Consider the following 20,366-nt stretch of genomic DNA (forward strand, 5'->3'; position numbering starts at 1 on the left):
CGGTGTCACAACAGCACCTGAATCCGCGTCGATTTTCACCAGGTATCCACCAGGAACATTCCGAACGCGTGCACGATGTTCCCCGTTTGAGCTGGGCACACGGGGACACAAACCAGCCAGACCAGGACAAAATCCGGGACGCATTGGGACAAAATTCCCGACACACCAGGACAAAATTCTGGCTTGACCTCCCCGAGCGCATCAACAAGATAACGAACATCAAGAAAACAAAACGCATCAGCTTTATCCTCCATTGAAAGTGCATCTGACTCAATCTCCTGAGCGGCAAGGCGCTAGCCGCCGGTAACCACGGTAAACGATGAAATAATAAACAAACAACAAAACCCATTCCGCTCACATCAGCGGGTGGGCCCGAATAAAATTCGGGCCGAGCGCAGCGAGCAGGAAACTGTCAGGGAGAACGCCCAATCCAACAACACAGTTCGATTCCAGAAAAGTAGGGGAGGACCTGCGTGTCCTCCCGTCTGGCGGCCATCAAGTTTTAGTGAATCCCCCAGGGGAAACCCGGAAACACTCCGAACAAATTACGTTGCGTCAAACGCAATCAGATATCATACGGAACGGCACAAACAGGAATAGAGGAAGATCTCCACTGCATATCAGGTACCAGTGATAATAGGAAACAGAAAGTCGCAGATCACAGCGCAACCGAAAATCAGTCAGTGAATTTTCGTGCCTTTCGTGGTTAACAAACAAAAAAAGTGCGAACCGCACAGCACGTTGTTCGCCAACGCATCTGTGCCATTCGCACTTATTGAAAGTGACAGTCTCACAGCCAACGTCACCCCGAAAAAAATGACTTTCGAGGTGCATTGCCCAAACTGAATCAACCTTACTTCTTCAATTCAAAATCAACCGTTGTCTGTCCTTTTTCCACGGTCGCTTTCAGACTGCTGTTGGCCGGGCTCGAGTATTTCGGCGGCAGGAGCTGTTTGGCTCCCTTTTCTTCGGCTTCCGCGTCCGAGAGACCTTCTGGCACAGCGGACCCATCGGGGAGAACCAGTTTGCTGATATAAACCTGGTACTCGCCAGGCAGGGCACCGCTGGATTCCTTCTCTGCCTGACCTGACATTTGCGGCTGCAGTGAATACTTTCCGCTGGCATCGGTCAGACCGTAGGCAATCGCATTTCCCTCCTGCGGCATGAAGTTGACCATCACACCCTCCAGAGGGGCACCATCTAAAGTCACCATTCCTGTCACGGGAACCAGTTCAGAGACAAAATCGGGTTGTTCGCTGGAAGCACCACAACCCGGGAGCAGCAGAGCGGCAGCAGCCAACAGAATTCCTGTCTGCACAGGACGTAAATTGAGAGTCAACATGAAGCACCTTCTATGAGGAACGGAGGGATAATCAAAAGCAGGGAGGAAGATAGTGAAACCCACCCGGGGAATCCGCGGTAGCGGAACCCAGGTGGTTCGCCATTTGAATACTTTCAACGCACAGACGCTGAGGGATGTGGATCACTGACGATCCGGTTCCGGCTTACCATTCGCCGAGAACATTACCGTCGGCGATCCGTTCCAGGTTTTGTCGGATGGAACGATCGGTATTGTCGCCCATGAAGCGGACGGCACCATCACCCAGCAGCACATGCAGACCACCTACATGAGAACTGCCAGTCGTTCCCCAGTCACCCAGCCAGGGAGTGAAGTCCCGGGATCCGCCCGGATAGCTGGAGCTGTTGCGAACGGTGCGGTTGGGGATCATGTCGCCCAGGGTCAGACCGATCTGTGTATAACCGCGACCACCCCAGTTGGCGTTCGCCCCGTTACCACAACAGGCCTGACGGGTCTCTGCCATCATGGCTGTGTTGGACATCCCGTCGGTAACATCGCGGGGACGGCACTTGCTGCCATCTTCGAACATGGTCCGTACGGTGGGGGAACGGTTGGTCCAGCTATTACAATGGTTATAGGAGAGACGGTACACGATGAAGTCGTAGTTCGTACGATGTTCGTTCGAACCGCCGGGCAGCATGTAACTGCTGGAGACCGGAATACCCTGGGGACCCGGATCGGACGGGCAGTTGAAGATCGCCATTCTACGATTCACCAGGTCAGCATTCGTGGTCGCACCGCCGCCGGGCAGGGGCGCTGAACCGGGGCTGTAATCGTCAAACGCGAGCGAGAAGTTCAGCTGATTATACAAGGCACTCTGATCAAGGAACGGCAGCAGCAAAACCAGTCCATTACCATTCAGCGTATTGCCGGCAGCGGTACCGGAAGAACAGAGCCCCTTGGCAACAGTACTGGGAGGGAAGACCGTATGCGTTTCGTTATAGTTATGCAGTGCCAGTCCCAGCTGTTTCAGCTTGTTTCGGCAGTCCGACCGGCGGGCCGCTTCACGGGCCTGCTGAACCGCAGGTAACAGCAAAGCAATCAGAATCGCAATAATGGCGATCACGACCAGCAGTTCGATCAGTGTAAATCCTTTACGGGATCGGAGTTGTCTCGACATAAAATCATTTCCTCAAAGGTAAGATATGAAAGAAGTTATTGAGCACGTGCTTAACTCGCATTCGGAATCATTAATGTTACGTTACGTTAATATAAATATATAATATTATATAAAGTTTACAAACATTCACAATAGGAAAGATTGATATGAAGACCAGAAAGGGAGCAGGGCATTAGCCCCGGTTGATAGCTTCTCAGGTAAGAACCGTACGAATTAAGACACACGATCTACCTCAGCAGCATCATGAAATCCGCAGGTCATCAAACAAAAAATGCCTCCCCAACAGCGTCAGGAAGGCATTTAAATTTCGTGTCTTTCGTGCTTTTCGTGGTCGTAAAAACCAACGTTATTACGACCCACCTATTCAGGCAGCACCAGAACCCGTAACCGTTTCACATCGTACTGCGACGCGTTCGACATGAACGTCCAGTCGCGGGTACGGCCGGAGCTGTTGCCGATACCCAGGTCTGCGTTGGGACCGCTTTTCCACTGGTTGATCGCGAAGATCGTCTGCTTCGCCTCAAAGTTATGCACCTGCATACTGCCGTAACCGTCTGAAGGTTCTGCCGGCTCATCGCCGAAGTCCCACAGGCTGGTACTTGCGTTCGGGATATTCGCCGAGTTCGTGGGACCATAGTTTCCGGGCCAGAACTCAATGTTTCCCCCCTTCAGCCCGGTCCCCGTAGCGATGCCCGCGACATTTGAAACCACATTCAGATTTCCCACCTTCGTCTGGAAGTACGCTTTGCTACCCAGTGTCGGCACCGCGATTTTCTTCAGGTCGTCCGTAAACGCGTCCATCGATGTAAATACATACTGGGTTTCTTCACCCGGTTTCTGGAGTTCCAGGAAATAGGCGATCCGCTTGAAGGGCTGCGTGAAACTTCCACTTAGATCACGCGTGTACTTGATCTCCTTCCCCAGATTTTTCAGATCGAGGTCATAGATCAGCTTATAGTTTTTGGATTCGTCGACTTTCAGTGACAGCCAGTCCCGTTCGGGAACCTTGCCGGCACGGAAGGGAGCAGCGGGCAGGCCTTCCTTGTTCGAGAGGTTCGGCTCGGCCAGTTTATGCCAGCCAAACCGCATGGCTGCTGCCTCTTTGACTTTGGGAGATGAGAGCACCACCGAGTCTCCCTCGATCACCGCATCCGCAGGGACGAAGTCGGTCTCTTTGCCGATGATCTCAAACCAGCTCAGCGGCTTACCATCGCGCGCAACCAGACCGCTGCCCACATTGTCGAACGTGACTCGCAGCTTGTTCCCCTCTTTCTTCAGTGATTTGAAAGTCGGTCCGGAATGAACCAGATCCTTCTGTCCGTACGTTTTCGCCAGGGCGATCAACGCTAGACGCTTCCCGACGTCCTGTTTGTTGGTGGGGTGAATGTCTTTCAGATCGCCGATATCGTGAATGACTACCTGACCGGTATGTGGAATCTCCAGGGCCTTGTTCTGGGCTTCCCACAACAGGGGCAGAATGCTCGGCGATTCACTGCCATAGTGATAAGGGGCGATCTGCACGTACAGGAACGGGAACTCACCCTGCTTCCAGACGTCGCGCCAGCCGTTGATCAGGGCTTTCATTTTTTCATAATACATCATTCCTTCCACATGATTGGATTCTCCCTGGTACCAGATCGCGCCACGCATGGCAAAGGGAACCAGCGGATGAATCATCCCGTTGTAGAGTGTTGTCGGCGAAGTGTGACTGGTCAGCGGTTGAATCGCCGCGGGATAAGCGGGAGCCGGCTGCAGTGGGGTTTCGGCGTTGAGCGCGACCTTTGCTTTGGTTGACCAGGCATCAAGTTGCTGCAGGTAGCGCTCCAGGACCGACTTGTAGGCACCGGTCGCGGGATTGGTCAACTGCACCTGTTTGAAGATCGCCGCCAGGGCAGGCACCTTTTCAAATCCGACGGGAGGCGTCCACGGTTCAATGCGGGTTCCGCCCCACGATGAATTCACCAGCCCGATCGGCACATTCAGTTCCTGGTGCAGTTTGCGTCCGAAGAAGTAGCCCGCTGCCGTGTAGCCGCCTACTGTTTCGGGAGAACAGACGGTCCACTGGGCATCGACATCGTCCTGCGGAAAGCCTTTGGGAACGCGGGGAACCTTGATATGACGGATCTGCGGAAAATTGGCAGCCGCCTGTTCATTTTCAAAATCATTACTCCGCGAAACGGGCCACTCCATGTTCGACTGACCCGAGCAGAGCCAGACTTCGCCCAGCAGCACATCCTGGAATGTGACGGTGTTCTTCCCCTTCACAGTCAGCGTGACAGGATCGCCCACCACCTGGGCGGGCAGCTTGACCATCCACTTGCCCTGGTCGTCGGCAGTTGTCTCAACGCTGTCCGCTTTGAGTTGAACGGTGACCTGCTCGCCGGCATCCGCCCAGCCCCAGACAGGAATCTCCTGCCCCCGCTGCAGCACCATATGGTCGCCAAAAATATGCGGCAGCCGGACATCGGCCCGCACATCCGTCAGCTGAGAACAGAGAACAAAACAGGAGACAAAGAGCAGAGCAAAACGGCGCAGTATCAGCATGGCAGGCACTCATTCCCGATCAGGTGTAAGTAAGCAGAGAAGTTTAACAGGACCCACGATCATAATCCTGTTTCAGACGATTCACAAGCAAGACTGGTCGATGACAGGCAGACTATTTCTCGGGCATGGCATAGCAATACAGGGGGATCGGCTCACCCCTTTTAAAGATTGCCAGCACATCCTGGATTTGAAAGTCTTCGTCATCACGGAACCGTTGGTCCAGTTCTGCAAATCGTTCCGGTTCATTTACCAGCAGATACTCGATGGCATACAGGCGAAGCTCAGGCTCCTCATCTTCCAGCAGCTGTTCAATCAGAGGTTTGACCTGACTTTTGACCCCCAGCAATTCCACACAACGCATGCGGGCCTCAGGCACATCCCCCGATTCAGCAAATCGTCGCAGGGCATCAATGGCTTGTGGCAGCTCCCCATAATCTTGATCGATATGACTGATAACCGTACTCCGCCGGTATTCATCATCCCAGGCTAAAGGCCAGGGGGGAGCATCGCTGGTTTCCCCCGGGAGTTTCTCTCCCGTAAACAGCGTATGGATCAGCGTCTCAAGAGACCATGCGGGAGCGGCCATCGTTTCAATCAAGCCTTAAGAAAAATCAACAAAGCAGAAAAACAAACAATTTACCAGAACCCCGGCCCATCATCATCTTTTCGTGTTTTTCGTGGTAGTCAATCTACGTGTCTGCCGTCGTCAAACCACTCAGGGATCAGAGTCACTCTTGCGGTTGACCATCTCCAATCATCAGCATTGATTTGATTATTTCCTTGTCGATCATACCTGAGATAAACTGAGCGCTGCCATCAAACATCCCCACATGGTACCCGTCTTCCTGAAAACCGCCGAATTCAAGCTGCTTTTTACCGTCATAAGAAATATCTTCCGGCTTGGTCCAGGGGATCTCCCGTTTGGCTTCGACGATGATGATTGCTTTTGAGTGGTTGTCCGAGATTTCATTACTCGCGACCCCTTTTGGATTACCAAACGCGGTACCCTCTCCGATAACAGCAAAATAACAGGAGTTTTCAGGTATTTCTGAATCAGGATGTCGGAATTCGGGAACCACTGTCTGGGCAATCTTAAGGTTATGTTCGCTGTCCCACGGTTCGTTCATCCGGTACTGCCTGTAAAGTGCCGCATGACCAAGATAAGGTAGGATTTCCACCCGCCAGCTGTGAGGCGTTTTCCCATCAGGACCCATAACGACTGCCGGAGGTAAATGCCTATAGGTTGCTTCATAGTTGAGCAGAGCCAGCATGATCCGCTTGAGGTTAGTCTTTGAGTCTGGGCGGCGCGCCACTGCAGGGGGAGGTGTGTATGCAGTGATGATATTCTTAATCAACTCGTTGCAGGACTGACTGCTCAGAGATGTTGCTAATTTGACTCGGTTCCCGGATCGAGAAACGAGAGCGTTATTCAGGGCTTCTTCGAAGAGTCTGTTATCAGGCTGAGCTGGTTGACTCGGATTTGATGCCTGGGAGCGTGCAATGAGTTCCTGCATCATATCCACGAACTTTGACAGTGACTGCTTGACCTCGAGACTGTGATCCTGCTGTTCAAAGATCAGTTCCATGGTTAATTGATCCTGGATTGAAGTCCCCTGTAAGATCAGATCAGGATATTTCCAGACACTGAATTGCGAAGGATTAAAAAATTGAGTACGGTCTCGCTTGGAATTAGCGCCCGCTTCCTCTTGCGTCCGTGCCGCCTGCATATTGACACCGCTGAAAATTGTTGCTGATGAGACAGGCTGTAAACGATCTGTCCAGATCCGGTTCGGTTGATTTTGACTCTGATCAATAATCAGTTTGAGGAAACTCGTTTTACTGGCGTGGACGAACGTGTGATCGTCCAGAAACAACAACGCGACTCCATCGGGGGCTGAGTCGGTAAGAAATGAGGTTCCCTGAAAACTGGTTTCAACAAGTTTCCCGGAAGAAAGCTTTTTCCGGAGTTGTGCTCGGTCGAGTTTCTGCCGGGCCTGGACAATTAGCACATCAGTCCTGGGCAGGCGGTTGCGTTGAGCAGGCTGCAATTGTAAGTGAATGAGCGTCAATGATTGAATCTCGGTGAGATTTAACCCCAGCAGGCCGAACTGAGGGTGATAATCATCGAACGCGAATACTTTCAGTGGCTGAGCCGCTGGTTCTTGCAGCAGTCGTGCAACGCGGATTACAGAAGCACTCACGGCCTCTTCCGGCACCAGATCCAGCCGAAACGGTTCTGGTTTCGCTGTCTTGTTTTCCTCTGCAGAAAATGAAAAGCTGCACGGCAAAATACATGCCAGGAACACTGCAGACTGAATTACAGCCAACTGCCAGGGACGGCTATCTATAAAATGAAACAGGCGCTGCATGAAACTCTCCAAGCGAAGATCAGTATGCTTTATTGGTGAATCAGTCGTGTCTTATGTCGAGCAGGAACGCGTTACCAGAAAAGACTCCGTCACTGCAGCCTTCCCAGGGTAAGCGTCTGGCTCTTCCAGGATGCCAGCCGATCAAGTAACTGTTCGTGCTTTTCGTGGAGTAAAATCTTAGTGCCTTGCACTGTGGCAACTCTGACTCAACGTTCCGGTAAACTCTCCTTGATCGACAGCAGTGTTTTCAAGGTGTCGTCGTCCAGGAATTCAGAGATGAATTTCACAGATCCATCACACATTCCCACCTGAGAACCACCTTGGTAGTAACCTCCGAATTTCGGGAGTTTCTTACCGTCATAAGCAATGTCCTCCGGCTTGGTCCATGGGATATCACGTTTGGCTTCCACAATGGCGATCGTCTGAGTTGTTCCCCCGGTGATCTCTTTGAAAGACACACCCTCTTTGGATCCAAAGGCGGTGCCGTCTCCCACCACTACAAAGTATCCGGTATTGGCTGGCTTGCTGGAACTTGGATGGCTGAAAACAGGAACGACAGTCTCAGCGATCTTGAGATTATGCTCACTGTCCCACGGCTCGTTCATGCGATATTGATCATAGAGTGCCTGCTGATCGAGATAAGGCAGCAGTTCCACTCGCCAGCTGTGAGGTGTCTTTCCATCGGGGCCCAGTACGACCGCGGGAGGAAAGTGATTGTATCGTTCGTGGTAGTTGTGCAGTGCCAGTAGGATCTGCTTGATGTTGTTCTTCGAGCGGGCGCGGCGGGCTGCAGTACGGGCATGGTGAATTGCGGGAATTGTCAGGTCCACCATCTGGTTGAGCAGATCCTGCTTGAATACGCTGGAAAACGTCACGCGTGAGTCGTTCTGCGTTACCTGAGCCTCTGTGAACGCATTCTCTAACCTTTTGAGATAAGACTCTTCATTCGGACGCAGGGGACGGTCCAGATTTCCCCGCGTTGCCTGAAACTGACGGATCATGTTCTTTCCCAGCAGCAGCAGAGCATCCAGGGACTGTTTGAGCTGTTCGCTGTTGTTTTTCTGATCGAAAATCAGCTTCAGGGAAAGGTCTTTTTGGAGGGTGACCCCCAGAGTCGCGATTTCTGTGTTTTCCCAGATCGGGGCGATCAAAGGCCAGGCCGGGATGCGGTTCGTCATGGGTTGGATCAGGGCTTCTCCCAGTCTGGTCCGCAGGGCCTGCATGTTAATGCCCGCTGCAACTGAAGTGGTGGAGACCCCTGTCAGCCGTTTGGTCCAGACCCGATTATCCCGATTCTGTAACTGGTCTAAAATCGTTTTCACGCCGCTGGTCTTGTCTGAAATCAGGAACGAGTTCTGATCGAGAAACACCAGTGTATCTCTGTTTTTCGAATCCTTCGTCAGCAGAGTCTTACCCTGAAAATCGGCTTTCACGAGTTCGGATTTCGAGAACAGCTGCTTCATCTGTGCCTGTTTCAGCTCGTCTATCGTCTCAACCAGGAACACAGTCTTGAAAGGAACACGACCGGTTTCCCCTGGTTCCAGAAATAAATAGATTACCGTAACCGATTTGACATCCATGGGCTTCAATCCCAGAAAAGCCATGTCAGGGCTTCGTTCCATGTCTTTAAGCAGCAACTCACGGATCGGCTTTAAGGTTGGTTCCGACAATAACTGAGCCGGGCGAAACGCAATCACCGCCAACGCCTCTTCCGGCACCACATCCAACCGAAATGGTTCCCGCTTCTCGGGAACCTTGTCCTGCGCCTGCAACTGCGCCGAACCGGTCAGCAACAGGCACACCAGGGCTCCCACAGACAGAATTATAGAAAGCAAACGGGAACGGCTTCCCGGAGATCTCAGTGAGCACTGCATGAAATTCTCCAATGAGACAGGATGTACGGCACTACGTGACAGGGGTATACGCGATCGAGTATAGACGGACTGAGGGGGATTGCAAACCAAGATCAGGAAAAAATCGGAGTTTACTGGACTGTCAGACGCCCGCGCTCCGGATCACGTCTGTCATTAACTCTCGAAAAGAGGACCAGCGTTGTTGATGGTCACCAATTTTCGCATGACAGAGCAGGGCTTCGTGTTCGAACTGCAGAATCGGACAATCCGAGTCCGCGTTCGTCCTATTCAAATCGAAACAGATGGGATCGTAATTGATGGTGGAACGCCCGAAAGGGACATAGCCGGCCGGGAGCAATGTCTCTGTCAGAGCTGCATCTCGAAACAGAGTCGCTTCCAAGCCTGCCAGACCCGGCCCTGGTGGATTGGCAAACAGGATCAGGCTTCCCAGATCAACTTCCAGCCATCGCCAGTGCAACACCAACTGTTCGTACAACACTGGTAATCGCCCCGGCAGTTTCTGATAGAGTGGCACCAGGGCAGAAGCGTCCGTCTCTCTCACAATGGGTTTCCACGTGCGGGGTTCACTACAGCTGTCCCAGGTTTCTGAGGATTGTTCGACGAGCATTTCTGCTGGTGTTTCATCCGGGGCGAGAAGGTCGTCGAGACGTCCAAAGGCGTCGACAAACTGTTGCAGCAGTTTCTTGTATGACGCATAACAACTATTCATCTTTCTCTCACAAGATTACCGATTCAACGGACACCTGCAGCACACTCATCTTTGATTCCTGTCCTGGATCAAGTCGTCATTCTCGAGGGGGGATATATACAATTTTGCAATCGGGGTGCTGCTCACGGAAACGATCGACCGCGGACTGGGGGACTTTGGTTTTTAACAGTCCCAGAAATTCCAGTTTGCGATGGACTTTGAGTGCGTCCAGTCCTGTTCCCTCTAAATCTGAATAATCTAACCTGAGTCTGCGTAAATCCGGTAGCTGACTCAGATGTTGTAAGCCCTGATCGGTGATTTCAGTATATCCCAGCGAAATTCCCTGCAGGGAATCGATTTGACCGATGACCTTTAATCCAGCGTCGGTCACCGGACTTCCGGCGAGGGATAGCGAGAGTAACCTTGGGAGTGAAAGTAGATGTTCTAAGCTGGCATCTTTGACTTCAGTACGCATTACATGGAGTGAGATCAGGTTCTTCAAACGGCTGAGGTATTGGAAACCAGTTCCATCAATATTGGTAAAATCAAGATACAGGAATTTGAGATTGACCAGTTCACCAATTGGTTTCAGGCTTGCATCAGTGATTGCGGTATGATTGAGATTCAGGTAAGTCAGATGTTTTAATTGACTCAGAGAGGAGAGACCGGAGTCGGTGATTTTAGATTTAGAGAGATCAAGGTGAGCCAGGTGAGGGAGCTGTTTGAGATGGATCAGCCCGGTACCGGTAATCCTGGTTTCACTCAGGTCGAGCCACTTCAGTTCTGTTAAATGATTCAGGTTATTTAACGCGGCGTCTCCAATTTTTGTTTTATGGAGATGTAATGACTCGAGACGAGTGAGGGAATTCAAAAAGCGGGTTCCCTCATTCGTAATCTGATTGCCGTTCAGAGAGAGCACTTTCAAATTCACCAGCGATTTCAGTGCTTGGGTGCCACGATCCGTAATCTCTGTGTGTCCCAGATTAAGTTGCTCCAGATTTTGCAGTTTTGCCAACGCAGGCATTCCTGCGTCACCAACTAAAGTGACCGCCAGCCAGAGACGTTTCAATTCGGGTAGTTGAGCGAGAGAAGAAAATACAGTATTGCTGATACGGGGGGCCAGGGTGAGATCCAGTGACTTGAGTTTCTTCAGACCCGTCAGCTGTTGAATTCCATGATCTGTCACATCAGTTGCACTGAGATTCAACACCTCCAGGTTGACCAGATTTTTAAGCCACGCCAAATCCTGATCTGTAAGCTCATTGATTGAAAGATCGAGGGCTTTCAAGCTCGTTTGATCCTTCAAAGGTGACAGGTCTAATTCCGCGGCATTTGTCGATTTCAGGGAGAGACCGATCAGATCCAGATCTCGGCAAATCACTGCTATCATCTCTTGTGTGAGCCTGCTCCCTTCAAAACTCAGGGCGAATCCCGGTCTCTTTTTCGTGACGGGGGCAGGACTGTCTTTCAAAGCATCAGATTCAGGAAGTTTGAGGATCTCATACTCACTTATTTTTTTGAGAAGCAGAAGCTTTGCATCGGGATTATCACTTTCAGGAAAAGTGATTGTTATGAAGTTCAGGTTCAGATTGTTCCCAAATTCAATCGTTCCTCCCAGTCTTTGAACCTCATTTTGCAGTTGGCAAAAAGGTTCGTCTGGATCCTGTGGCTTTCGGGCCTCCACGCTCCTGTTTACAGAACCCGCTTTCGTTGAAACAACGAGGTTGTGCATCATCGACAGGAATAGAGAAACAAAAATAATGGATTTGAAGATTCTGGAATCGTGTAGATCCTTCACTTGGATATTTTTTAGATTTAAGGAATCACAGAGTAGAACTGCCATAATGATTTATAACCTGTGGTGTGCCGAGGCTCATTTGCCCTGCTCATACGTGCGAACCTGTTTACCGTCTTCCCACACACTCACACTGGTTCCCGGTGGGAAATCAAGACTGGAAAACAGCGAGGTTTCCACTTTGGGATTCAGTTCGGCGGATTGCACAGCGAAATCCATTCGCCAGGCGAGGACCGGTTTCTCTTCGCGGCGGAATCGCGATGTCTTAAAGCGTTTGATGGTCGCGCGGCGGGGATACCAGATGCCGGGCTGGAGCTCCCACCAGTCCTCGACGACCGCTTCTGATGACGGCAGGAATTCTGTTCCGCGATCATCGAAGCTCAAGATCCGCACGGGGATCAGGTTGCGGTCCTCTGCGAGCCAGTACTCGCGTCGCACGTTTGAAGTCTCCCTGCGCACGCGGATGCAGGGGTGTCCCTGGTATTCCACGGTGTCGAGTACCCGGATGAGGGGGTGTTCCCGGTTCTTATCTGAAGAGCTTCCCTGATCAGCGCGGGCCGCGTCGTCTCCCCGTAGAGAAACGGAAAGCGGGTCACCATTCAAACCGGTGCTCAGGAACATATGCGGACGTGCCAGATTCGGAAGCGGCGGGACTCGATCAGTGATCTGACCGTTGAGGGTACGCGGTTCTTTTTCCGCCGGAAACAGGCTCTCGTTCAAAATCCGGCAAACCTTGCCATTGCTGACTTCGGTCCAGATTTCAGTGCCGGTTTTGATTCGGTTGGGATTTGATTCCTTCGCGCTCGGCCGACCCAAGCCAACTGAGATGACCGCGTACTCGCCTTCCTCCCGGATCTGTTCGCGGAACTGCTTGCCTTGAGTCACCAGGGAGATCTTCGCCACTCGCTCAATTCGTTCTTTGCCCGGGATCGACAGCCAGGCCTGTTCGTCGGTGTGAGCGCGTGTCAGTTCTACCTTGAGACTCGGGTAGAGGCGTTCATTCTTCTGAAGCGCCTGAATCAGTTCCTGCAGTTTTGCTTCCAGTTCTGGGGGAGCGCTCCGGGAGACACTCGTCAGCAGGGTCAGGCAGAGGAAGCAAACGATTTGACGTGTCACGCGCATCAAGAAACTCCTGAATTCAGATGTCGTTGCCAGCAGCGAATTGGTCAATCAGACGCTGTTCGACACGCATTATACAAAAATTCAGTCAGATTGACATGTTTTTCTGCACGGATCGCAGCACAAGAGCAGGGGGTTATGCCAATTCCGGTCGCGATTCCCCGCTGCGGACCGGGAATAGACTCAAGTTGGATAATCGTTACATTCGATATATTTCAACAGGGTGTACTTGCGCACTTTTCAAACCGGTACTGTTTGGCTCTGACAGTCAAAAGGGGATGACCTTGAAAATCGATGCTGCTTCCAGTCTCAGCAATCTGCTGACGCCGAACAAGGACAAGCAAAACCAGGACCACGCGGTGCAGAACATCTTCAGTGCGATGCTGGCCCAGGTGGGACGTCAGGGGTACGTGTCTGCCGAGATGACCGACGCCGAGCCACCCACGGTTGAAAGCCTGCAGCGTTCCTGGGACAGCTGGTTTAACAGCCAGCGGACCGGACGTTACAGCCAGGTTGAGAAACCCGAGGAATTGCAGCAGTCCTTCGGCAATCTCATCGTGCGTGCCCATAATGAAGGGGGCTACGTCGATCCACAGAGCTTCCTGCAGAAACTCTCCCCTGAGGAACTGGCAGTCGTACAGAAAGTACAGGGCCTCGCCGAGCCGATTGACGTCGACGCACTTACCGAGGAAGGGGCACTGAATCTCTTGCTCCCGGGAGCAGCCCAGATCGACCTGAATCGCGATGGCTTCACCCGTAACGGAGAAGCCTATGGTCTCCGCTTCCCGAACAGCAACACACCCGCGGAGGTCGTCGCTGCCTGGAATGAAGCAACCCAGGGCATGGACTTCGGACAGATCGCCACTGCGCAGATTCAGATGATGCTACCCATGCTGACGGCCAACATCGAAATCGACGAAAACGGACAGTTTGTACGCCAGCACCAGCCGGGGGATCCCGAGTTCAAAAATCCCTTCGCGAATGCAGACTACTCCTACAGCACCGCAGTCAAAAATCAACTCGAAGCCCTGGAAGCCAGGAAGAACGAACTCCCCGCCGACAAGTATGAGAGCCAGAAAGCATTCTGGAGCAATCTCCAGCAGGCACTGCAGAAGCACGGTGCAGCGTAACCCCCATCTGACTCAATTCCTGAATTCAAGAACGCGGTTCTTCAGGCCAGGTGAAACTCAGGTAAAGCATTCCCGAAACGATAATCCGCGAGTTAAAGTCGACGGAATACTCATCGAGACATTGAAGGCAGTCATTGGCTGACCAGTGCTCCAGGCAATGCAGCAGGGCATCATTCAGTAACGCAGCCGTTCGCACACAGCGCCTCCGTTTCCAGAGCTGTGCGTAGTCTGCATCCGGATGAATGCGTGTTTCAGAGCCGCAAAACAAATGTGGGAACCACCGGTGTTCCACTGCCAGTTCAATCAGCTCGTGAATCGTATTGCCGGGAGGAGATGCGGGAAACGTCAGACGAAACTGTTCTGCATATTCACCCAGATCCAGCTTGTTCGGTGATTCAGGATCTCCCGTCAACGCGACCATGAAGGCCAGGTCAGCTGAGTGCAGACAATCTTCTGCCTTGATCGACCCCTTCGCCGCCTTGTCGAGAAAACGTAACCAGTCGTCTGAATCATCTTGATATTGGGGAATCTCACGGGACGGAAGCATGGCAGCTTCTTTATTCAGGGACCGAGACTGATTCCCGCAGATCATTTTATCGGGAGTGGTTTCTGACGGAAGAAAAACAGTTCTGGTCGATACTACCACCTCTGGGACAGTCAACGGGTCCCGCAGGTTCAGGGGATAGATCGGAAAATGTGTCAGGGATACCCAATGGATCTTCGAGAGGGGATTCTCACCTGTTGTCTATTAGAAAACTTGTTTAATTTTTCAACAGATGTTTTCCATCAATGACAATCCCCTCCGGGAATTCGAGTTTCGTGAAGGTATCCGCCGGGAGACTCGGGTCAAATTCCACCGATTCGACGACATACGCCTTCTGCCATCCGACCTGTTGTTTCTTTTTCAGGACATACATGATCCAGTCCAGGCGGTCCGTATGAAAAGTCCGGGGGAACCAGATGCCGGGACGCACTTCCAGCCACTCATCGACCCAGGCTTCGCTTTGAGGGATTTCTGCCGATCGGGAAAGCTGATAAGTCTCTGCCTGCACCGGAAGCAGATTCCGCTCGCGGGACAGCCAGAGCACATCTCGAAGTTCAGACTTGCCCGAATTTCGTCTCCGATCGATCTGCACTTTGATGCACTTCAGCCCCTGGACGGTTTCCTCTCCCAGTATTTCTGTTGTATATGCTGTCCGGTTGTCGTAATTGGGCAGGCCGGGAGACGCAGCGACCGCGGAAGTTCCTTTCAGCCAGGTGGAGAGTGGAACCCGAGGCCCATGATTAAACAGTAGCATATGCGGTCTTAACAGATTCTCCATACGTACCTGTTCGTGAGTGATGTCGCCGTATCCTCCTGTCTGTCGTTCGTCGTTGGTGAGACCGCGGTCCCGGTCATAGTGAGAGAACTTTTGCAGAGTCTCGCCATCATAGACCTGACACGACTCCTGTGTACCGTTGCTGAAATGATGATACGGTTTATTGGGGGGAACGAAGTAACCCTGTTGAAAACGTCCTTTAGTCTGTTTTTCCTGACGATATTTTTCTCCCTGCACAATCAGAGTCAGTTCCGACTTCAATTTTACCTGCTTCTCAGGATCAGCGGGTTTGAGGGGTTGTTGATAGACTAACTGCATCTGGAGCTTAAGATTCCGATACAAGGCTTCCTGCTGTTCCACGTCTCGAATTAGTGTCTGCAGCTCTGCTGATTCCTTGCCTTGTGGCTGGTCTGCCTGGATGCGCGTAGCCGACATCAGCAACAGTACCAGCAATCCAGAAATCAAAATCGATTTGCCTGCCTGCATGGGAAACTCCTTTTATTCTTTTTCCGCCGGTCTTATTTTCTCTTCACCGACGATATATTTACTCTGCTGGTGATTGAACCGGGATCTCACCGTGGTCCCCTTGGGAAACATGAGGACCGAAAAATCCTGCTGCTGCACTTTCGGATGGAGCGTGATCTCTTGAACGGTGTACTGTCTCCGCCAGTCGATCTCGTAGCTACCATTATATTTGAATAAAAACAGATTATAGCGATCGATGTGAGCCTGACGCGGGAACCAGACGCCGGCACCCAGTTGCTGCCATTCGTCGACGAACGCCTCTTTGATCGGTTTCTCTCGTGAAAACTGGTCGTGATAGGTTACGATCTTCACCGGTATCAGGTTCCGCTCCTGGGCCAGCCACAAGATCTGCTTCGAGAACCGGACACCACTGTCATTCAACCGTTCGACCACGACCTGGGTGCACTTCAATCCCTGAATCTCTCCCGTCCCTTCAATCCAGGCTTTGACCTGGAATGGCTTGGGATGAACTGGTAATCCTGGAAAATGAACCATGGCTTTCTTTCCGCTCAAGAAAATCGAAAGCGGGACGTGGGGCGAGCTCTCGAGCAGCATGTGCGGCCGTCCGTAGTTTTCCATTCGCTTGGGTAAATCTGAGATTTCTCCCAGTTTGTTCCGATTGCGTTGACCGACCGCGCCCGGGGATTCATGATCAATTTCATGGAAGCGACGATAGGTGGTTCCGTCAAACAGCGTCAGCGTCGTATTCATCCCCTCCAGGAAGTGCCTCTGATTTTTCTGGGGGTTCTGTGTATGTAGTCGAAATTTCCCCGCAGTGATCTCATCCTGGCGGAATTTCTCTCCCTGGACCAGGATCGAGTATTCCGTCTCATTTTCGACCTTCCACGTGGGGCGGGTATTACCAGGCGGCTGCTGGTAATTCTCGTGCAGTTTGAGTTTCAGTTCAGAGTAGAACGCTTCATTTTGTTCCAACTCGCTGATCAGTGCCTGCAATTCTTGATCTTGTTCGGACTGCTGGTCCTGCTGAGGAGCGGCGGACGGGCTGACTGGCAAGAAAAACAGCATCAGCCAGACGAAAATAATGCACCTGCAGGCAGACAGTTTAATCATGGTAGTCTCCAGTCATCCCGGTAGCGGGGATTAGAATCCGCTACGTTAACTCACATGTTTTCATGGTGTGCCTGCATTCTCTAGCCGTCGATTGTATAGTGACTTGTTGCGAAAGGAAAACACTTTTTCGTCGGGACATCCCGTACAATTCATCCAATCGCAGAGTCAAACAGGGATCGCACCAGATTCTCTCAGGAAATTCAGGAGAAAAACACTCATCTTGAAAAATGGGGTAAACTTAATGCTGGATAGATAAAACATTCCAGAGAAATCAGAATCATGCAGAATACGCAACACATCAAATCACGATTGTGTCATGTTCATCAGCGTTCTGGTGCCGCCTCGGTTGAGATGGCCATCGTCGCTCCGCTTTTCTTTCTGCTGATCATGGGGCTGGTTGAATTTACCCGCATGGGTATGGTCAAGCAGGCCCTGACCGACGCCGCCCGGGCCGGGTGCCGGAAAGCGGTACTTGTCGGCACGATTACCACTTCTAACGCGGAATCCATTATCCGCAATCACATGCAGGCCACGATCGCCAGTGCCAATGATGCCAGCCTTTGCCGCATCGATTTTGAGCCGACCGAGCTTGAAGGACTGGAATCTGGTACCACCATCACTGCTACCGTCGAAGTCAATTACTCCGACGTTTCCTGGATAGTTCCCCGCTTCTTGAATCAGTCTGTCCTGCGAGGACAGTCGACGATGAAACGGGAATGACCGTCCGCTCAACAATAGAACCAACGGGAGGAACTGAAGCATGCTCACCCAGCGCAAAACAGCTTTAGCTCAGAAATCTTCTCAACGAAAAGGCGTCGCAGCAGTGGAGTGTGCCCTGGTGGCACCATTACTGGTGCTGATTACCCTGGGAGCAATCGACTCTGGCCAGTTCGTGAATATGGCCCAGGTCGTCAATGACGCCTCCTATGCGGGAGCGCGACAGGCCTCTCAGAATACGGCCCTCAATCGGTCCGAAGTTCGGGCTGCTGTTCTGAATTATTTCGTCCAGCAGTTTCCCCATGTCTCGGCCACAGAAATTGACAGTGCTTTAACGGTCAATGTTTACCGCAGTCTGAATATCTCACTGCTCGAAGGTGATCTAACAGCAGTTTTAAATGGTGACCTTTCGACGCTTATTACCGGAGAGCCGGTCGCCGTCCAGGTCATCTTTCGCTACGACTCCGTTCGCTGGTTAACCGGCTTCCCGGGACTTGACGGGAGATCCGTCGAGACCACCACCGTAATGCGACGTGAATGACTGCAGGCGAAATCAGAGCAGGTAAAAGTCGAAATCAGGTAGAGAGGCAAAAGAACATGCGCGTTCATCGGACAGTAATCGCGAAAGACAGACAGCGACGGAATCGCAAAGGCGCAATTGCGGTCTTCACAGCCGTGCTGATGGTTCCCCTGCTGGGAATGGTGGCGTTCACCGTTGACTATGGATACCTCCTCAAAAAACGGGCCGACCTGCAGCGTGCTGCGGATGCGGCTGTACTGGCAGCGGTACGGGATCTGTTACCCGATGCAGACGGCTACCAGGACCTGGTAAAAGTCCGTGCGCGGGTTCGCGAGTATGTCGCCTATAATCTGAAAGACATTCCCGATTTCGCCGTCCTCGATTCCGATATCGAAATCGGTCGCTATGATCCCTCCTCAGTCTACGACGACTTCACCATTCTGGATTGGGGCACCTTCGACACCGTTCGAGTCACATTAAGATTCGATCAGACAGCCAACTCGCCTGTCTCATTGTTCTTCGCCCGCATCCTGGGAATTAACGAATCCGCCGTTCGCGCCTCTTCAACGGCCATCCTGCAGAAGGGCAGCCTGCTGACACCAGGCGTCGGGGTTCTCCCCTTTACCATCCCCAAGTCGGAATGGGATAACACCGAGTTGGGGGATGTCTGGAGCATCTACGGCGATGGTCGGTTGGAAGACAACATCGGAGCCCCGATCCCCGGGAACTGGGGGACCCTCGATATCGGCGGGAGTCTGAACAGTACCGACGACATGCGGGACCAGATTCTAAACGGCTTAAGGCAGTATGACCTCGACGCGCTGCATACGCAGGGGCGTATTCCTTCGAATGAATACATTGACAGCCGGGTTCCATTATACATGTCAGGCGACCCGGGGCTCTCTTCCGGTCTGAAGCTGGCCATCAATGCCATCGAAGGCCAGAAACGTCTGATTCCCGTGTATGATTCCGCGGACAGCGGTGGCAGCCACGTGGAATTCCACGTCGTGGGCTGGGCGGTCTGTGAAGTCATCGACTCACACTGGGGTGGGGAAAAAAATACTTATCTGCGTATCAAGAAGTCGCATCTTTACGATGCCCTGTTGAAGCCACAGACCGATCTGAGCATTACTACGGATCTTGTGGAAGGGGCCTTCGCTGCTCCGGCGATGGTGGAATGAGCCCGGACGAGATAGCTCGGAACTGAGAGGCCCGGGGTGGGATGCTTTAATGCTTCCGGGAGGGGCATCAGGCTCCCACCCTTTTTATTTTTTCCAGTGCTCGCTATTGTCTGCTTTATGTATCAGGAACCCGAACTCAGACAGTCCCGCGCACTCCGCGACCTGCAATGGGCCATCGAAAGTCCCTCGCTCATTACGCAGCTCGATCAGAGGATCCAGCCTCCTGATCTGCCCCCACTCAGCCAGATCGACCCGCGGGAACTGGAAGCGTTTCTGGTACCGTATGCCCGCTTTCGCATTGGCGAATATTTCGAGGGACTGGTTCTCTACTGGCTGGAGCAGATCCGGGGCGTCAATATCATAGCCCAGCATCAGCAGGTCTTTGAAAATCAACAGACCATCGGCGAAATTGATTTTCTGTTCCAGGATGAAGCAGGCGAACTGACACACTGGGAAACCGCTGTCAAATTCTATCTGTATTGCCCCGAGGTCAATGCGACGGGCAGCCACTTTGTCGGTCCGAATGTCAAAGATACTTTCGAAAGGAAAATGCAACGACTCTTCGCGCATCAGCTCCCGTTGAGCAAGCAGCATTTCCCGGATGTCACCCGGAGAGAGGCCTTCGTCAAAGGCTGGCTGTTCTATCATCCCGATCACGAACCTCCCACGCAGTTACCGGACCATCTCTCCCCGCAGCATGCCCAGGGCGTCTGGCTCCACTTGAAAGAGCTGGACCGACTCTTAAATCAGGATTCGAATCCTCGTTTCCTTATTCGGGAAAAACCGGACTGGCTCTCCCCCGCATTCTGTAACAGCACAGACCCGGCTCTGATCGACTTTGACCAACTGCACCGTCACCTCGCAGCGCACTTCCAAAAGTCAACACGCCCGATTCTGATCAGCGTCTTAACCGCACACGACGCATACTATCGCGAAAGCGAACGGGTTTTCATCGTCCCCGACCACTGGCCGCAGATTCATTAACCGAGGCGCTGTGTGAAAAGTAAATAACATCTCCGTTCCAGCGGACTCAC

The 20,366-nt window shown here is 52.3% G+C and carries 17 protein-coding genes; 5 read left to right on the plus strand and 12 right to left on the minus strand.

Going from position 1 to position 20,366, the window contains the following annotated elements; genetic code table 11:
- Positions 1 to 853: 853 nt before the first annotated feature.
- The 9 genes from RID21_RS29000 to RID21_RS29040 all read right to left on the minus strand — a co-directional run bounded on the left by RID21_RS29000 (position 854) and on the right by RID21_RS29040 (position 12,872).
- Positions 854 to 1,342 carry a carboxypeptidase-like regulatory domain-containing protein gene (locus tag RID21_RS29000; protein WP_350195066.1) on the minus strand — a complete coding sequence of 163 codons (489 nt, stop codon included), beginning with the start codon at positions 1,340 to 1,342 and terminating at the stop codon, positions 854 to 856.
- A gap of 163 nt (positions 1,343 to 1,505) precedes the next feature.
- Entirely contained in the window at positions 1,506 to 2,480 is a 975-nt protein-coding gene (locus RID21_RS29005) for a DUF1559 domain-containing protein (RefSeq protein ID WP_145041940.1), read from the minus strand.
- Between the two features lie 360 nt (positions 2,481 to 2,840).
- Positions 2,841 to 5,024, minus strand: a complete 2,184-nt coding sequence (locus tag RID21_RS29010) for a sialate O-acetylesterase (protein ID WP_350195068.1) — start codon at positions 5,022 to 5,024, stop codon at positions 2,841 to 2,843.
- A gap of 112 nt (positions 5,025 to 5,136) precedes the next feature.
- The gene (locus tag RID21_RS29015; protein WP_145187479.1) at positions 5,137 to 5,610 is read right to left on the minus strand and encodes a HEAT repeat domain-containing protein; all 474 of its coding nucleotides are present in this window, start codon (positions 5,608 to 5,610) and stop codon (positions 5,137 to 5,139) included.
- A 142-nt stretch (positions 5,611 to 5,752) separates the two neighbouring features.
- The gene (locus RID21_RS29020) at positions 5,753 to 7,225 is read right to left on the minus strand and encodes a DUF1559 family PulG-like putative transporter (protein WP_350195070.1); all 1,473 of its coding nucleotides are present in this window, start codon (positions 7,223 to 7,225) and stop codon (positions 5,753 to 5,755) included.
- Positions 7,226 to 7,599: 374 nt separating this feature from the next.
- Entirely contained in the window at positions 7,600 to 9,228 is a 1,629-nt protein-coding gene (locus RID21_RS29025; protein WP_350195072.1) for a DUF1559 family PulG-like putative transporter, read from the minus strand.
- Positions 9,229 to 9,388: 160 nt separating this feature from the next.
- Positions 9,389 to 9,976 (minus strand): hypothetical protein, encoded by a 588-nt coding sequence (locus RID21_RS29030; protein WP_350195074.1) that lies wholly within the window; start codon positions 9,974 to 9,976, stop codon positions 9,389 to 9,391.
- A 76-nt stretch (positions 9,977 to 10,052) separates the two neighbouring features.
- Positions 10,053 to 11,336, minus strand: coding sequence for a leucine-rich repeat domain-containing protein (locus tag RID21_RS29035; RefSeq protein ID WP_350195076.1), 1,284 nt, complete (start codon positions 11,334 to 11,336; stop codon positions 10,053 to 10,055).
- 492 nt (positions 11,337 to 11,828) lie between these two features.
- Positions 11,829 to 12,872 (minus strand): hypothetical protein, encoded by a 1,044-nt coding sequence (locus tag RID21_RS29040; protein WP_350195078.1) that lies wholly within the window; start codon positions 12,870 to 12,872, stop codon positions 11,829 to 11,831.
- Positions 12,873 to 13,153: 281 nt separating this feature from the next.
- Between RID21_RS29040 and RID21_RS29045 the strand changes: the two genes are divergently transcribed.
- On the plus strand, positions 13,154 to 13,999 hold the full coding sequence (locus RID21_RS29045) for a hypothetical protein (RefSeq protein ID WP_350195080.1): 846 nt from the start codon (positions 13,154 to 13,156) through the stop codon (positions 13,997 to 13,999).
- Positions 14,000 to 14,024: 25 nt separating this feature from the next.
- On the opposite strand, the gene RID21_RS29050 is transcribed toward RID21_RS29045, so the two are convergent.
- The 3 genes from RID21_RS29050 to RID21_RS29060 all read right to left on the minus strand — a co-directional run bounded on the left by RID21_RS29050 (position 14,025) and on the right by RID21_RS29060 (position 16,914).
- Positions 14,025 to 14,546, minus strand: coding sequence for a hypothetical protein (locus tag RID21_RS29050; RefSeq protein ID WP_350195082.1), 522 nt, complete (start codon positions 14,544 to 14,546; stop codon positions 14,025 to 14,027).
- A gap of 214 nt (positions 14,547 to 14,760) precedes the next feature.
- Positions 14,761 to 15,804, minus strand: a complete 1,044-nt coding sequence (locus RID21_RS29055; protein ID WP_350195084.1) for a LolA-like protein — start codon at positions 15,802 to 15,804, stop codon at positions 14,761 to 14,763.
- A gap of 12 nt (positions 15,805 to 15,816) precedes the next feature.
- On the minus strand, positions 15,817 to 16,914 hold the full coding sequence (locus RID21_RS29060; protein ID WP_350195086.1) for a LolA-like protein: 1,098 nt from the start codon (positions 16,912 to 16,914) through the stop codon (positions 15,817 to 15,819).
- A gap of 279 nt (positions 16,915 to 17,193) precedes the next feature.
- Between RID21_RS29060 and RID21_RS29065 the strand changes: the two genes are divergently transcribed.
- From RID21_RS29065 to RID21_RS29080, 4 genes are all read left to right on the plus strand, one after another.
- Positions 17,194 to 17,634: a TadE/TadG family type IV pilus assembly protein gene (locus RID21_RS29065; RefSeq protein WP_350195088.1), complete on the plus strand. Its 441-nt coding sequence runs from the start codon at positions 17,194 to 17,196 to the stop codon at positions 17,632 to 17,634.
- A gap of 40 nt (positions 17,635 to 17,674) precedes the next feature.
- Positions 17,675 to 18,172: a TadE/TadG family type IV pilus assembly protein gene (locus RID21_RS29070; protein WP_350195090.1), complete on the plus strand. Its 498-nt coding sequence runs from the start codon at positions 17,675 to 17,677 to the stop codon at positions 18,170 to 18,172.
- A 56-nt stretch (positions 18,173 to 18,228) separates the two neighbouring features.
- Positions 18,229 to 19,332, plus strand: a complete 1,104-nt coding sequence (locus RID21_RS29075) for a pilus assembly protein TadG-related protein (protein ID WP_350195092.1) — start codon at positions 18,229 to 18,231, stop codon at positions 19,330 to 19,332.
- A 117-nt stretch (positions 19,333 to 19,449) separates the two neighbouring features.
- Positions 19,450 to 20,316, plus strand: a complete 867-nt coding sequence (locus RID21_RS29080) for a DUF1853 family protein (RefSeq protein ID WP_350195094.1) — start codon at positions 19,450 to 19,452, stop codon at positions 20,314 to 20,316.
- Positions 20,317 to 20,366: the final 50 nt, after the last annotated feature.

It is taken from the genome of Gimesia sp., assembly GCF_040219335.1.
GTDB lineage: Bacteria > Planctomycetota > Planctomycetia > Planctomycetales > Planctomycetaceae > Gimesia.

Coding starts and splice junctions, on each gene's coding strand:
- RID21_RS29000 (WP_350195066.1), bottom strand. CDS start 1,342: ATGTTGACTCTCAATTTACGTCCTGTGCAGACAGGAATTCTGTTGGCT.
- RID21_RS29005 (WP_145041940.1), bottom strand. CDS start 2,480: ATGTCGAGACAACTCCGATCCCGTAAAGGATTTACACTGATCGAACTG.
- RID21_RS29010 (WP_350195068.1), bottom strand. CDS start 5,024: ATGCTGATACTGCGCCGTTTTGCTCTGCTCTTTGTCTCCTGTTTTGTT.
- RID21_RS29015 (WP_145187479.1), bottom strand. CDS start 5,610: ATGGCCGCTCCCGCATGGTCTCTTGAGACGCTGATCCATACGCTGTTT.
- RID21_RS29030 (WP_350195074.1), bottom strand. CDS start 9,976: ATGAATAGTTGTTATGCGTCATACAAGAAACTGCTGCAACAGTTTGTC.
- RID21_RS29040 (WP_350195078.1), bottom strand. CDS start 12,872: ATGCGCGTGACACGTCAAATCGTTTGCTTCCTCTGCCTGACCCTGCTG.
- RID21_RS29050 (WP_350195082.1), bottom strand. CDS start 14,546: ATGCTTCCGTCCCGTGAGATTCCCCAATATCAAGATGATTCAGACGAC.
- RID21_RS29055 (WP_350195084.1), bottom strand. CDS start 15,804: ATGCAGGCAGGCAAATCGATTTTGATTTCTGGATTGCTGGTACTGTTG.
- RID21_RS29060 (WP_350195086.1), bottom strand. CDS start 16,914: ATGATTAAACTGTCTGCCTGCAGGTGCATTATTTTCGTCTGGCTGATG.
- RID21_RS29065 (WP_350195088.1), top strand. CDS start 17,194: ATGCAGAATACGCAACACATCAAATCACGATTGTGTCATGTTCATCAG.
- RID21_RS29070 (WP_350195090.1), top strand. CDS start 17,675: ATGCTCACCCAGCGCAAAACAGCTTTAGCTCAGAAATCTTCTCAACGA.
- RID21_RS29075 (WP_350195092.1), top strand. CDS start 18,229: ATGCGCGTTCATCGGACAGTAATCGCGAAAGACAGACAGCGACGGAAT.
- RID21_RS29080 (WP_350195094.1), top strand. CDS start 19,450: ATGTATCAGGAACCCGAACTCAGACAGTCCCGCGCACTCCGCGACCTG.